General features: G+C 63.2%; 14 protein-coding genes. 11 read left to right on the top strand and 3 right to left on the bottom strand.

Features of this window, described 5'->3' with window-relative positions:
- On the bottom strand, nt 1-694 hold a 694-nt coding region (locus tag QZ564_RS17765; protein ID WP_297112949.1), incomplete at its 3' end, for an aldehyde dehydrogenase family protein.
- Between the two features lie 94 nt (nt 695-788).
- Between QZ564_RS17765 and QZ564_RS17770 the strand changes: the two genes are divergently transcribed.
- Nucleotides 789-1,685 carry a LysR family transcriptional regulator gene (locus QZ564_RS17770; RefSeq protein WP_297112951.1) on the top strand — a complete coding sequence of 299 codons (897 nt, stop codon included), beginning with the start codon at nt 789-791 and terminating at the stop codon, nt 1,683-1,685.
- Nucleotides 1,686-1,704: 19 nt separating this feature from the next.
- Here QZ564_RS17770 and QZ564_RS17775 read toward each other — a convergent pair whose 3' ends face one another.
- Nucleotides 1,705-2,757, bottom strand: a complete 1,053-nt coding sequence (locus QZ564_RS17775) for a cytochrome c3 family protein (RefSeq protein ID WP_297112955.1) — start codon at nt 2,755-2,757, stop codon at nt 1,705-1,707.
- A 125-nt stretch (nt 2,758-2,882) separates the two neighbouring features.
- Here QZ564_RS17775 and QZ564_RS17780 point away from each other — a divergent pair, with 125 nt between their 5' ends.
- The 10 genes from QZ564_RS17780 (at nt 2,883) to QZ564_RS17825 (ending at nt 11,618) form a co-directional block, all read left to right on the top strand.
- Nucleotides 2,883-4,124 (top strand): Na(+)-translocating NADH-quinone reductase subunit A, encoded by a 1,242-nt coding sequence (locus tag QZ564_RS17780; protein WP_297112959.1) that lies wholly within the window; start codon nt 2,883-2,885, stop codon nt 4,122-4,124.
- Nucleotides 4,124-4,906: an RnfABCDGE type electron transport complex subunit D gene (locus tag QZ564_RS17785; protein WP_297112962.1), complete on the top strand. Its 783-nt coding sequence runs from the start codon at nt 4,124-4,126 to the stop codon at nt 4,904-4,906. The genes QZ564_RS17780 and QZ564_RS17785 overlap by 1 nt, the downstream gene beginning before the upstream one ends.
- Nucleotides 4,899-5,708: an NADH:ubiquinone reductase (Na(+)-transporting) subunit C gene (gene nqrC, locus QZ564_RS17790; protein WP_297112966.1), complete on the top strand. Its 810-nt coding sequence runs from the start codon at nt 4,899-4,901 to the stop codon at nt 5,706-5,708. The genes QZ564_RS17785 and nqrC overlap by 8 nt, the downstream gene beginning before the upstream one ends.
- Entirely contained in the window at nt 5,705-6,361 is a 657-nt protein-coding gene (locus QZ564_RS17795; protein WP_297112970.1) for an NADH:ubiquinone reductase (Na(+)-transporting) subunit D, read from the top strand. The genes nqrC and QZ564_RS17795 overlap by 4 nt, the downstream gene beginning before the upstream one ends.
- The gene (gene nqrE, locus QZ564_RS17800) at nt 6,358-6,957 is read left to right on the top strand and encodes an NADH:ubiquinone reductase (Na(+)-transporting) subunit E (protein ID WP_297112973.1); all 600 of its coding nucleotides are present in this window, start codon (nt 6,358-6,360) and stop codon (nt 6,955-6,957) included. The genes QZ564_RS17795 and nqrE overlap by 4 nt, the downstream gene beginning before the upstream one ends.
- Nucleotides 6,954-8,174: an NADH:ubiquinone reductase (Na(+)-transporting) subunit F gene (gene nqrF / locus QZ564_RS17805; protein ID WP_297112977.1), complete on the top strand. Its 1,221-nt coding sequence runs from the start codon at nt 6,954-6,956 to the stop codon at nt 8,172-8,174. The genes nqrE and nqrF overlap by 4 nt, the downstream gene beginning before the upstream one ends.
- Before the next feature lie 2 nt (nt 8,175-8,176).
- The gene (locus QZ564_RS17810; RefSeq protein WP_297112980.1) at nt 8,177-9,136 is read left to right on the top strand and encodes an FAD:protein FMN transferase; all 960 of its coding nucleotides are present in this window, start codon (nt 8,177-8,179) and stop codon (nt 9,134-9,136) included.
- 9 nt (nt 9,137-9,145) lie between these two features.
- On the top strand, nt 9,146-9,322 hold the full coding sequence (gene nqrM, locus QZ564_RS17815; RefSeq protein WP_297112983.1) for a (Na+)-NQR maturation NqrM: 177 nt from the start codon (nt 9,146-9,148) through the stop codon (nt 9,320-9,322).
- Entirely contained in the window at nt 9,315-9,710 is a 396-nt protein-coding gene (locus QZ564_RS17820; protein ID WP_297112986.1) for a CBS domain-containing protein, read from the top strand. Before nqrM ends, QZ564_RS17820 begins: the two co-directional genes overlap by 8 nt.
- A gap of 138 nt (nt 9,711-9,848) precedes the next feature.
- Nucleotides 9,849-11,618, top strand: a complete 1,770-nt coding sequence (locus QZ564_RS17825) for an SLC13 family permease (RefSeq protein WP_297112989.1) — start codon at nt 9,849-9,851, stop codon at nt 11,616-11,618.
- A gap of 105 nt (nt 11,619-11,723) precedes the next feature.
- Here QZ564_RS17825 and QZ564_RS17830 read toward each other — a convergent pair.
- Nucleotides 11,724-12,095, bottom strand: a 372-nt coding sequence (locus tag QZ564_RS17830) for an isochorismatase family protein (protein WP_297112992.1), incomplete at its 5' end; no start/stop codon positions are given.

A 12,095-nucleotide genomic window follows, 5' to 3' on the forward strand; every position in this document is an offset into this window, starting at 1 on the left:
GGCGGGCGATGGGGGTCGAGCCGACAAAGCTGATGGCCTCGATCTTTTCGTGGGCCAGAAGGCCATCCACCACGGGCTTTCCGCCCTGCACAACATTGAGGATGCCCTTGGGCAATCCGGCCTCGATAGCCAGTTGGGCCAGACGCACCGGAACGGACGGATCGCGCTCGGAGGGCTTGAGGATGAAGGCATTGCCCGCGGCAATGGCCGGAGACAACATCCAGAGCGGGATCATGGCGGGAAAGTTGAACGGCGTGATGCCGGCACCAATGCCTACCGGCTGGCGCATGGAATACATGTCGATCCCCGGACCCGCCCCGTCGGTGAACTCACCCTTGAGCAGATGCGGCGCGCCAGCGACGAATTCCGACACTTCCAGCCCACGTTGGATGTCGCCCTTGGAATCCTCGACGGTCTTGCCGTGCTCGGCGCTCAGCAGTTCCGCCAGTTCCTGCATGTTCTGATTGATCAGCGCCACGAAGTTGAAAAAGACGCGCGCTCGGCGCTGCGGATTGGTCGCGGCCCATCTGGGCTGCGCGGCAGCGGCGGACGCAACGGCCGCCTCAAGATCTGCCGACGATGCCAGGGCCACGCGCGCCTGGACTTCGCCGGTCGCCGGGTTGAAGACATCCTGGAATTCGGTCGAACTGCCGGTGGTTTCGACGCCGTCGATGAAGTGTCCAATAGTGCGCATGCAATTCCTCCTTGGTCGGCGAGGAAAGTGTCACTATACTTTTCGCACATCAACGCGAGCAATCGCGCATCCGTTGTGCAGAAAGTGGAGCACAGTGAACTGGGACGATGTTCGTATCTTTCTCGCCGTGGCCCGCAACGGCCAGATTCTGGGCGCCGCGCGCGCCCTCGGCCTCAACCACGCGACGGTGGCGAGACGGCTGACGGCGCTGGAAGAGGCGCTGGGGAGCACGCTGTTCCAGCGGCGCACCAACGGCACCCAGCTGACGGCGCAGGGAGAGGCGTTCCTAAGCCATGCTGAAGCCATGGAAAGCGCCAGCCTGGCAGCGGCAGCATCAACCGATGCGAACAGCCGCATTGAGGGCACGGTCCGCATCGGGGCACCGGACGGCTTTGGCGTGGCGTTTCTGGCGCCGCGCCTGCATGAACTGGTCGAACGCCATCCTGCGATGCGCATTGAACTGGTGCCTGTACCGCGGGCTTTTTCGCTGTCGCGGCGCGAAGCCGATATTGCCGTGACGCTTGAGCGCCCCCGCGAAGGGCGATTGGTGGCACGCAAGCTGACCGACTATTCGCTGGGGCTCTATGCTTCGCGCGGCTACCTGGAGAGAAACGGCACGCCAAAAAGCCTCGACGACCTGCGGCACCACCGCCTCGTCGGCTATGTCGAAGACCTGCTCTATACCGCTTCGCTGGACTACACCGGCGTATTCAGCAGCGAATGGCGGTCGCGGATCGCGGTATCGTCGGCCATGGGGCAGACTGAGGCTGTTCGGGCGGGCGCGGGCATCGGCATCCTGCACGCCTTCATGGCGCGCCGGGATCGCGATCTCGTCCCCCTCCTGCCGCAACACGTGCTGACCCGTTCCTATTGGACCGTGCTGCATGAAGACCTTCGGTCCATTCGCCGCGTGGGGCTGGTTTCCGAATTCCTCGCGGAGATCGTCAACCACGATCGAGCGCTATTTATCGAGGCGCCGGACGGTCAATGAGACGTCCGACGCGCCCGCTCTAAGGTCGCTCACCCAGCTCGATATTCAGGCCGCTGGCCTGGGCCAGATCCGCGATGCTGTCGTGCAGCAGCTGCAGGGCATAATGCGGATTGTGGGCGTAGGCGCCATGGTCTTTGGCGATAAACTGGTAGTTGTAGGCTGCCCTCAGCAGGGCTGGCGTCCAGCTGGCGTAGCGATTGGCCGGCGTCAGCTCGGCATTCCCGACAAAGTAGTAGGGGAAGCGATCGGCGTAAGTGATCGGCGTGCCGGCCACATTGGCGGCGTAGTGGGAGATGGCGTCATGGAGCTTTGCGTGCAGCGCCGCGATCTCAGCATGAATGCCGCTCGTGACATTGCCGTCGCCGTCGAAGTCGGCAGCTGACGTGCGAATGGCCGTCAAATCGGCGACCTGGTGGCAGCCGGTGCAGGTCCCGACCTGAACCTGCGTGCTGTGCGGGTCATGACAATCTATGCAGGTGGAGAATGTCGGCACATGGGCAAAGCGGCCCGAATAAGTGCGCCCGGGATATTCGTAGCCGCCCTTGACCTCACTGCCGTACAGGGTCGCTGCAGCCACGGCATAGTGCGGATTGATGAAGCCCAACTCAGGATTGACCTCATGGTCCGGCACCTCCTGGATTGCCGACGCCACGTTGATGCCGGACTGGCGGCCCTGATGACAGGTCATGCAGGTTGCCGAGCCGGCGGGCGGGTCGATTTCCAGGCCGGACGGAAAGCGAACACTTGCGATCTCGGACACACCGGGCTCGTGGCACGTCGCGCAGTCGATGACGCCGCCGGGAACGATCGGATGCGAGACCTCGCCTTTTGCTGAGCCGTCTATGCCGTAAGAACTGCGAAAGCCCTCGCCGGAGTGGCAGGTGGCGCAATTGGCCGGCACCTCGGCCTCTCCCTCCCAATGGGTGAAAGAGGCAGATGCGGCATCGGCATGGCCCGACAGCCGCCAGAGTTCAATGATCTCCAGCGTGGCCGGCGATTGCTGGGCAGAGGCCGGTCCGCATATGGCCAGCAACAGACTGATCCCAGCAGCGATCCTGTTCAACACGAGCATGGCAACCTCCCTCCTGCCTAAGCTGGGCCCAGCTTATCCGGAACGGTCCAAGGATTAATGATCTCGGACAATGCCACGGTCAAACTCTTCCCCTAGCCTCCCGATCAAACGTGAATGGGGCGAGGATGAGGATCGACATTCGTCACGGACTTCCTCTGCCAGTTGCAGGGGCATTGCCGGAAGGAGGGTTTATCCCGACGCGCGTTCCCAAAATTGGGATTTCGGGCGCCGACTATGCCGGCATGCGCACCGAACTGCTGGTAACAGAAGGGCAGACCGTCGCCTGCGGTTCACCGTTGTTTCGGGATCGGAAGCGGCCCGAGATCACGATCACGGCCCCCTCATCCGGACACATCGAAAGGATCGAAATCGGCCCCCAGCGGCGACTGTCCCTATTGACCATCATACCCGAGGGGGAGGATGCAGAGCGCTTTGATCTTGCGGCCGCGGACACCCCCGCGGGCCTGCGGGCGCTGATGCAGCAGGCGGGACTTTGGCCAGCCTTGCGCACAAGGCCGTTCGATCGCATACCGGCACCCGATGCTAAGCCGGTTGCCGTGTTTGTCACTGCGATAGATACCCGCCCGCATGCACCCGATCCGGTGATGGCCCTGGGCGGGGTGGAAGACGATTTTGCCCGCGGCGTGGATGCACTCAGCCTGCTGACACAAGGTCAGGTCTATGTTTGCCAGGATGACGGGCCCGATCTGGTGGAGACGCAGGACCGTATCTCGGTGGTGCGGTTCACCGGCTTCCACCCCGCGGGCCTTCCCGGCACCCATATCGCACGGCTGCACCCCGCGACGCTCAATGCGCCTGTGTGGCATATCAATTATCAGGATGCGGCAGCGCTTGGACATTTGCTGGCGCATGGCACGGCCGATTTTTCGCGCAACATCAGCCTTGCCGGACCCGGCATGCAACAGCCGCGGCTGTTGCGGGTTCCCATGGGAGCTGACCTGCACGCCCTTTCTCGCCCCCACCTGACGCCGGGCCCCAAGCGCATCCTGTCCGGCTCCGCACTCGACGGGCGCGAGGCGCAATATCTCTCGCGCTATCACCTGCAGGCGAGCGCGATCGATCGAGTAGAGCCGCGTGACCGCAACTGGTTCATCGCGGCGCTCAGTCGCGCCTCGGCGCCAGCGGCCTTTATACCGACTGCGGCAGTCGACAGGACCCTGGGACCGGACATGCCGGCAGTCCCGCTGCTGCGCGCATTGAGTATTGGCGATGCCGAGCGGGCGGCGCAGCTCGGTTGCCTGCAATTGGGGGAAGACGATCTGGCGCTCGCCACCTATGCAACGGGCGGAGAAACCGATTTCGGGGCCTGGCTGCGGGCGGTACTCGACACGCTCGAGGCGGCTTGATGCGTGGGATCTGGCACAGGGATACGGTTTCCTGGATCATTGTCGCGGCAATGCTTCCGGCAGCGGTGGCCGCAAGCCTTGATCTTGGACTTGCCACCATGCAGCGTTTCGGCGTCGCGCTTGCAGTGATCGGCTTCTGGCAGGGCGTGTTCCTGTTCACACGGGCCCAGCCGCTGTCGCCCATCGCGCTGGTCACTGCCATTGCTGTTGCCATCCTGGCATCAGGCGCCACCGAGATGTGGCAGATCGTTCTGGCAGCAAGTTTCGGCACCGTGATCGGCGAACAGATTTTCGGCGGCTGGGGGCGCAATGTCGTCAATGCCGGCGTCGTGACCCTGGCCTTTCTCTACTTCGCCTTCCCCGAGGTACTGCACAGCGGCACCAGTCCGCTGGTTGCGGTTGCCGCAGGCTTGGCCGCCCTTCTGTTGCTGGTGACCGGCGTGCTTTCATGGCGGATTGCTGTGGCTGCGCCCGTAGGTTTGGTGCTCGCAACACTCGCACTCGGCCAAGACCCGGCAGCGCCGTTTCTCGAGGGCAGCCTTGTGCTCGGTCTGGTCTTCCTGATCGGCGACCCGGTCACCTCGGCGTCCACCAGAATGGGGCGCTTGGCCTATGGCGCACTGGCCGGGGCACTGGTTGCGATCTTCGGCTGGGCGGATGCAGGCATAGGGGCGCCGCAGGCCGTGGTGTTCGCCGCCCTGCTGGCCTCGCTCTTTGCGCCACTGCTCGACGCAGCCGCAATTGCGGTGGCAACGCGAAAATGGAGGGGCGGCCATGGCTGATCTCAATCCCCTGAATTGGTGGGCAAAGCTTTTGGCCCTGCCCAATGAGAGCCGGACAAAGACTATCGCCATGGCGTTCATTGTGTCAGGCATTTGCGCGCTGCTGGTTTCGAGCGCTGCGGTGCTGCTGGCGCCGCTTCGCGACGCCAATCTCACGGCCGAGCGAGAAGCCCGGCTGACCGCGATGCTCGAGAGCATGCCGGGCCTCGCCGACATTGTTGCCCAATATGGCGCGGACAGCCTGGAAACTATCGTCGTCGACCTTGAGACCGGTGAGGCGACCGATATCGACCCGGCCACCTTTGATATCGCAGCGGCGGCAGAAGACCCGGAAACATCCTCGGTGATCCCCAGCGAGGCGGACATTGCCGGCCTCGGGCGCCGGGCCAACCTGGCCCCCATCCACATCCTGCGCCAGGACGGTGAATTGCGTCTGGTGATCCTGCCGATCTCGGCGGTTGGCTACCAATCGACCATTCGGGCGCATCTGGCGCTCGAAGGTGATCTAAACACCGTCGCCGGGCTCTCGATCATCGAACAGGGAGAGACCCCGGGCCTGGGCGCACGCATCGAGGAGCCTGCATGGCAGGCTTTGTGGCCGGGCAAGGAACTCGCCGGGGAAGATGGCGAAATCAAGCTTTCGGTTGTCAGGGGCCGGGCAACCAGCGCCTTCGAGGTCGATGGCATCACCGGGGCGACCCGCACTGGCAACGCCATCACCGCCGCCATCCATTTCTGGCTCGGCGAGTACGGCTTCGATGATGTGCTGACCAATCTGCGGCAAGGGACGGGATTGCAATGAAGCGGCTGCAGCATCTTTACGCCCCCCTGGTCGACAACAATCCGGTCACCCTGCAGATCCTGGGCATCTGCTCGGCGCTGGCGGTTACGACCTCAATGACGACTGCGCTGGTGATGTCGCTGGCACTCATCGCGGTGCTTGTTGCCTCGAGCATGATCATCAGCGCGATCCGGCACCACATACCCTCCTCGATCCGCCTCATCCTGCAGATCACCATCATTGCTTCGCTGGTGATCGTCGCCGACCTGATGATCCAGGCCTTTGCCTTCGACATCAGCCAGCGCCTGTCGATCTTTGTCGGGCTGATTGTCACCAATTGCCTGGTGCTCGGACGCGCCGAGGCCTTTGCCATGCGCAATCCAGTGGGACTTTCCGCCCTCGATGCGCTCGGCAACGGGCTTGGCTACGGGCTTGTGCTGCTGATCATCGGTTTTGTACGTGAACTGTTCGGTGCCGGGACACTGTTCGGGCAAACGGTGTTTCCCAGCGTCCATGACGGCGGCTGGTTCACCCCGCTCAATCTCATGCTGCTGGCGCCCAGCGCCTTCTTCCTGCTTGGGCTGCTGATCTGGGCGATCCGGTCGGTGCGCCCCGCCCAGGTCGAGCCGGCCGACTATGAGATTTCCATCGAACCGAACAGGAGATCGCCGTGATCGATCTCTTCGTTCGCTCCATCTTCGCCGACAATCTGATCCTGAGTTTCTTCCTGGGGGTCTGCACCTTCCTGGCGGTGTCCAAGCGGCTCGATACTGCGGTAGGGCTCGGCATTGCAGTCATCGTGGTGCAGACGATCACGGTACCGCTCAACTATCTGATCCTTTCGCGTCTGCTCGCACCCAATGCCTGGGACTGGCTCGGACTTGCCGGTGTCGATCTCACCTTTCTCAGTCTCATCGCCTTTATCGGGGTGATCGCGGCGGTGGTGCAGATCCTGGAGATGGTGCTCGATCGCTTCGTGCCCGCGCTCTACCGCGCGCTTGGTATCTTTCTGCCGCTGATCACCGTCAACTGCGCCATTCTCGGGGGGAGCCTGTTCATGGCGCAGCGCGACTATGACCTCACCGAAAGCGTCGTCTTCGGGCTTGGCGGGGGCATCGGCTGGGCGCTTGCCATCATGGGACTGGCGGCGATCCGCGAGCGGCTGAACTATGCCGATATTCCTGCCGGCCTGCGGGGGCTCGGCATGGCGTTTATCGTCACCGGACTGATGTCGATGGGCTTCACCGCCTTTGCGGGGGTGCAGCTATGATCGAAATCGCGCTCGGCACGGTTCTGATCGTTGTGCTGATCCTGGTCCTGTCGGGCGTGGTGATCGGGGTAAGATCGATCATTGCGCCATCGGGACCGGTAGCGATCACCATAAATGGCAATACCGAGATCATTGGACGGACTGGAGAAAAACTCCTCAGCGTCCTCAATAACGCCGGAATTCCTGTACCGTCGGCCTGCGCCGGGGCGGGGACTTGCGGGCTATGCAGGGTCAGGGTGATCGACGGCGCCGGTGCGCCGCTGCCCACCGAACTCGCCCGTCTGTCGCGCGACGACCTCAAGCAGGGCCAGAGGCTGGCCTGCCAGGTGATGGTGCGCGGTCCCATGTCCGTGGGGGTTGCGGACGACATTCTCGCCGCCGAGAGCTGGATGTCGCAGTTGCGCTCTGCCCGCATGCTGGCGCCGCTGATCCGGGAAATGGTTTTCGACATACCCGAGACCGTGGCGTTCGCGTTTCGGGCGGGATCCTATGTCCAGATCGAGGCGCCGCCCTATGCGCTCGATTTCGGTTCAATTCCGATCGAGCCCGGTTTTGCAGCGCATTGGGAGCGGCTCGGATGGCGGCGGCTGAAATCGGTCAGCCGGGAACCGGTGCATCGCGCCTATTCAATTGCCAGCCGCCCCGAGGACAAGGGGCAGATCGTTCTCAATATCCGTCTTGCGGTGCCTCCCGCCGGTGCGGATGAAAGCGTGCCGCCGGGCATCGTTTCTTCCTACCTGTTTGGCTTGCAGCCGGGCGACAGCGTTGCCGTGTCCGGCCCGTTCGGCGACTTCCACGTACAGGATACAGACCGCGAGATGGTGTTCATCGGCGGCGGCGTCGGCATGGCTCCATTGCGGGCAATGATCCATGAGCAGCTCGCCGCTGGCACTAACCGGAAGATCACGTTCTGGTATGGCGCGCGCAGCGGCATTGATGTGTTCTACGCGGATGAATTCGACGCGCTGGCACAAGCGCACGACAATTTCCAATGGACCCTGGCGCTATCCGAGCCACAGCCCGAGGATGACTGGCGCGGTGCGACTGGCTTCATCCACGAGGTTGTGCTGCGTGACTATCTTAAGGACCATCGGGCACCCGAGGCCTGCGAATTCTACCTCTGTGGCCCCCCGCTGATGATCCAGGCCGTGCTGGGGATGCTCGACAGCTGCGGGGTAGAGCCGCACGCCATCTTCAACGACGATTTTGGGATATGATCATGTTGACAAGACGCAGTTTCATGGCCCTTTCCGCAGCATCCCTGGTGGCTGGCGCGGTGCCGGCGCTGGCGCATCCGCTTGCTACCTTTGGCGGCGGGGCTTTTGGCTCATATTGGCGGCTGAGTGTACCTGGCACGGTCGATCAGGACGCGATCGCCAAGAGCTTCTCCCGCATCATCGCCGAGGTCGACCAGCTATTTTCTCCCTACCGGGCAGACAGCGTGTTGTCGCAATTCAATCGCCATGACGGCACGGACTGGCAGGTGGTGCCGGACGCGTTCAGCGCGCTTGTCGCGCAAAGCCTGGCGCTGGCACAGGCTTGTGGCGGCGTCTTCGACCCGACGGTGGGACCGGCCGTGGCGCGGCAGGGCTTCGGTCCGATCAGAGGGGTGGCGGGGTCCTTCGAGGAGCTGGCCGCCCAGCCGGGCGCGACGCGAAAGCATCGTGGGGGGCTGACACTGGACCTGTGCGGAATCGCAAAAGGCGAGGCTCTGGGTCGCATGGCGGCAACGCTGGCGCAGTTGGGCGTCACTGACTATCTGCTCGATCTTGGTGGCGAAATCATCGCCCATGGCCACCACCCCGAAGGGCGCGGCTGGCAGGTGGGCGTGGAAATGCCGGGCGGCATTGGAGTTGCCCATGTCCTTCGACTGGATAGCCGGACTGTTGCCACCTCCGGCAACAGCCTGCAAGGCTATGCGCTTGGCGGGAAAGCCTATGGCCACATCGTCAATCCCGCCACCGGGCGAGCGGCAGATGCGACACTGGCATCGGTGTCTGTGCTCGGGCCCGATCCGGCCCTGGCCGATGGCTGGGCGACGGCGCTTGCAGCAGCTGGCCTGGAAGCGGGCGTGGCACTGGCCGAGCAGCTGAGTCTTGATGCTTTGTTTCTGGTGCGCGGCAGCGACGGGCTGAAATCGGTCTTTATCGGCAACTTCGCCGACGTGGTTGAAATCTAGGAGGCGCCGATGGCTGTGTTTCTGTCTGCGTTTGTGATCTTCGGGCTCGCTGTATCCGCCATGGCGCTAGGGGTCATGGCAGGCCGGGCGCCGATCAAGGGGTCCTGTGGGGGCCTCTCCTGCATCGGCAAGCTTGACTGCGAGGCCTGTCCGCACCGGCATAGCGGGGAGAACGCCCATGAGTGAGCGACGCACCATTGCCGATTTCATTGTCACCGACCTGCTGACCGTGCCGCCCGGCATGGAAATCCTTCACGCTGTCACACTGTTGCTCGATCGTGGCGTATCGGGTGCACCAGTGGTTGAGGAGACCGACGAGCTTGTCGGCATGCTCACCAAGAAGGACTGCTTCAAGGCAGCCCTGAACGCGGCCTACTACAAGGAATGGGGCGGCACCGTGGACCAATATATGACCCGATCGCCCGAAACCCTGGATGCCGGGCTCGACATTGTCTCGGCCGCGGAGCGCTTTCTGGCCACGCCCTATCGGCGCTTCCCGGTGGTCGAAGACGGCCGCCTGGTGGGGCTGCTCAGCCGTTCGGACCTGCTGCGAGCCTTTGTCGAGATGTCTTGAGCGCGGGCGAAACCCCAATACTTGCCGCTCAATGCGTTCCCGGTCGTGAGCCCGTCCCCTTGCCCCAGCGCCCGGACAGTATAGCATTGGCAATCCCTGAAAGATTTGCGACCAAACGGACGGAGCAATTCGACACACGTGACCTATGACCAGATCTTTCTCTTCGTTCTCATGGGCCTGGTGTTCGTGTTCCTGGTCTGGGGCCGGGTACGCTATGATCTCGTCGCCTTCGCGGCCCTGCTTATTGCTGTGGTCGCGGGCGTCGTGCCGCCGGCCCAGGCATTCGCCGGCTTTGGGCAGGAGGCTGTCGTCATCATCGCACTGGTGCTGATCGTATCGCGGGCGCTCGCCAATGCCGGTGCCGTCGAGCTGATCGCGCGGCTGGTCATTTCATCCGATCGGGCGCTGTCCAGCCATATTGGCATCATGTCGATCGTCGGGGCGGCCTTGTCCGCGATCATCAACAATGTGGCGGCTCTGGTCATGCTCATGTCGCTCGACATCGAAGCCGCCAACAAGGCCAAGCGCTCCGTTTCTCGCTCTCTGATGCCCCTGTCCTTCGCCACAATTCTTGGCGGGATGATTACCCTGATCGGGACGCCGCCCAATATTGTCGTCTCGCAGTTCCGTGAGCGCACACTGGGCACGCCCTATTCAATGTTCGACTACACACCCGTCGGCCTGACCTGCGCCCTGGTGGGCATCGCCTTTGTCACCCTGGTCGGCTGGCGCCTGCTGCCAGAAGGCAGGGCCGCAGTTGCAGGCCATGAGCAGGACAAGGGATTGTTTGTGGCCGAAGCGGTGGTGGGAGAGGAGTCCAAGAGCCTCGGCAAGACGCCGGACGACCTCCTGCCCCTGGCCGAGGAGCACGACATCACGCTATTGGGGATCGTGCGGAACGGCCGCCGTCTTCCAGGCTTTTCGGCCAGCACCGAGCTGCGCGCTGCCGACATGCTGATCCTTGAGGGTGATCCAAAGTCCATCGAAGCCTTCATCGGGGCGGCAAACCTGGAGACGCTGGGCACCGAAGAGCATGTCGGGCTGAGGGGCAAGTCTCTTACCTTGATTGAAGCGATTGTTCCCGACAATGCACGGATGGTCGGCCGCACCGCTCTTGGCCTGGGCCTGAGAAACCGTCGTGGCGTGGCGCTGCTGGGCGTTGCCCGTCAGGGGCGCCGGTTCCGCCAGCGCGTTCGGAAACTGCCCATTCAGCCCGGAGACGTCGTGTTGCTGCTGGGGCCGGAAAATCGCGTGAACGACGCGATCGATTGGCTGGGGGTGCTGCCGATCGCGGAGCGGAGCCATTCTGTCATCCAACGCAGCAAAGCGCTGTTCGCCATTGCTGTATTTGCGGCCGCTGTCGCCGGGTCGGTGATGGGCCTGTTCTCACTAGCCGTTGCCCTGGCCATCGTCGTCAGCATCTATGCGCTGTTCAACATCATTGGCCCACGCGAGGTCTATGAATCGGTGGAGTGGCCGATCATTGTCCTGCTGGCATCGCTGATCCCGCTCGGGCTGGCACTCGAAACTTCAGGCGGCACGGAGCTGATTGCCAACGGAATAGTCTCGCTCACGGGCACCTTGCCGGTCTGGGCCATCCTGACATTGCTGATGATGGTCACCATGACCCTCTCCGACTTTCTCAACAATGTCGCTACGGCCCTGATTGCCGCTCCTGTCGGCCTGTCCATCGCCCAGGCCCTGGAGGTCTCACCCGACCCCTTCCTGATGGCGGTGGCCGTGGCGGCCTCATGTGCGTTCCTGACCCCGATCGGGCACAAGAACAACACCATCATCATGGGGCCGGGCGGGTACCGCTTCGGGGACTATTGGCGGATGGGCCTGCCGCTTGAGGCAATCATCATTGCCGTTGGTGTCCCCTCAATTCTGTTCTTCTGGCCGTTGTAGCCGCGCGATCACTCGCAGCTTCATGCCGCCGCTGCCAGCGAGATGACGTTGCAGGGAATCCAACATAGTGCCCCCGCGCTGCAGTCCAGCACGGGGGCGTCAATGTCACTCGGCTGCGGCTACACGTTCCATGCCGGCGCCGGACGGCAGGTCATACATGCCCTGGCTGAGGCCGTTGAGGTGTTCGATCACCTCGCCGGACGGCATCACATTGGCGTATTTGGCGTGCATGTCGCACAAATTGATTGCGTGGTTGGCCTGGGCGCGGTCAAAGCACCCATCCTCGACCACCGTCACGCGGTAGTTCAGCGAGAAGGCATCCAGCACGGTGGCCCGGACGCAGCCGGAGGTGGTGGTGCCGGTGACGATCACGCTGTCGCAGCCCAGAAGCTGCAGGTAGGAGACCAAGGGCGTTCCAGCGAAGCCGGAGGGCTTCTGCTTGCGGATGACGATGTCGCGCGGGCCGGGTGCGATATC

Origin of the sequence: uncultured Devosia sp., assembly GCF_913055165.1 — a bacterium.
GTDB lineage: Bacteria > Pseudomonadota > Alphaproteobacteria > Rhizobiales > Devosiaceae > Devosia.

Bases quoted from the DNA above. Each gene is read 5' to 3' on its own strand.
- QZ564_RS17775 (WP_297112955.1), bottom strand. From the start codon at position 2,757: ATGCTCGTGTTGAACAGGATCGCTGCTGGGATCAGTCTGTTGCTGGCC.
- QZ564_RS17780 (WP_297112959.1), top strand. From the start codon at position 2,883: ATGAGGATCGACATTCGTCACGGACTTCCTCTGCCAGTTGCAGGGGCA.
- QZ564_RS17785 (WP_297112962.1), top strand. From the start codon at position 4,124: ATGCGTGGGATCTGGCACAGGGATACGGTTTCCTGGATCATTGTCGCG.
- nqrC (WP_297112966.1), top strand. From the start codon at position 4,899: ATGGCTGATCTCAATCCCCTGAATTGGTGGGCAAAGCTTTTGGCCCTG.
- QZ564_RS17795 (WP_297112970.1), top strand. From the start codon at position 5,705: ATGAAGCGGCTGCAGCATCTTTACGCCCCCCTGGTCGACAACAATCCG.
- nqrF (WP_297112977.1), top strand. From the start codon at position 6,954: ATGATCGAAATCGCGCTCGGCACGGTTCTGATCGTTGTGCTGATCCTG.
- QZ564_RS17810 (WP_297112980.1), top strand. From the start codon at position 8,177: ATGTTGACAAGACGCAGTTTCATGGCCCTTTCCGCAGCATCCCTGGTG.
- nqrM (WP_297112983.1), top strand. From the start codon at position 9,146: ATGGCTGTGTTTCTGTCTGCGTTTGTGATCTTCGGGCTCGCTGTATCC.
- QZ564_RS17820 (WP_297112986.1), top strand. From the start codon at position 9,315: ATGAGTGAGCGACGCACCATTGCCGATTTCATTGTCACCGACCTGCTG.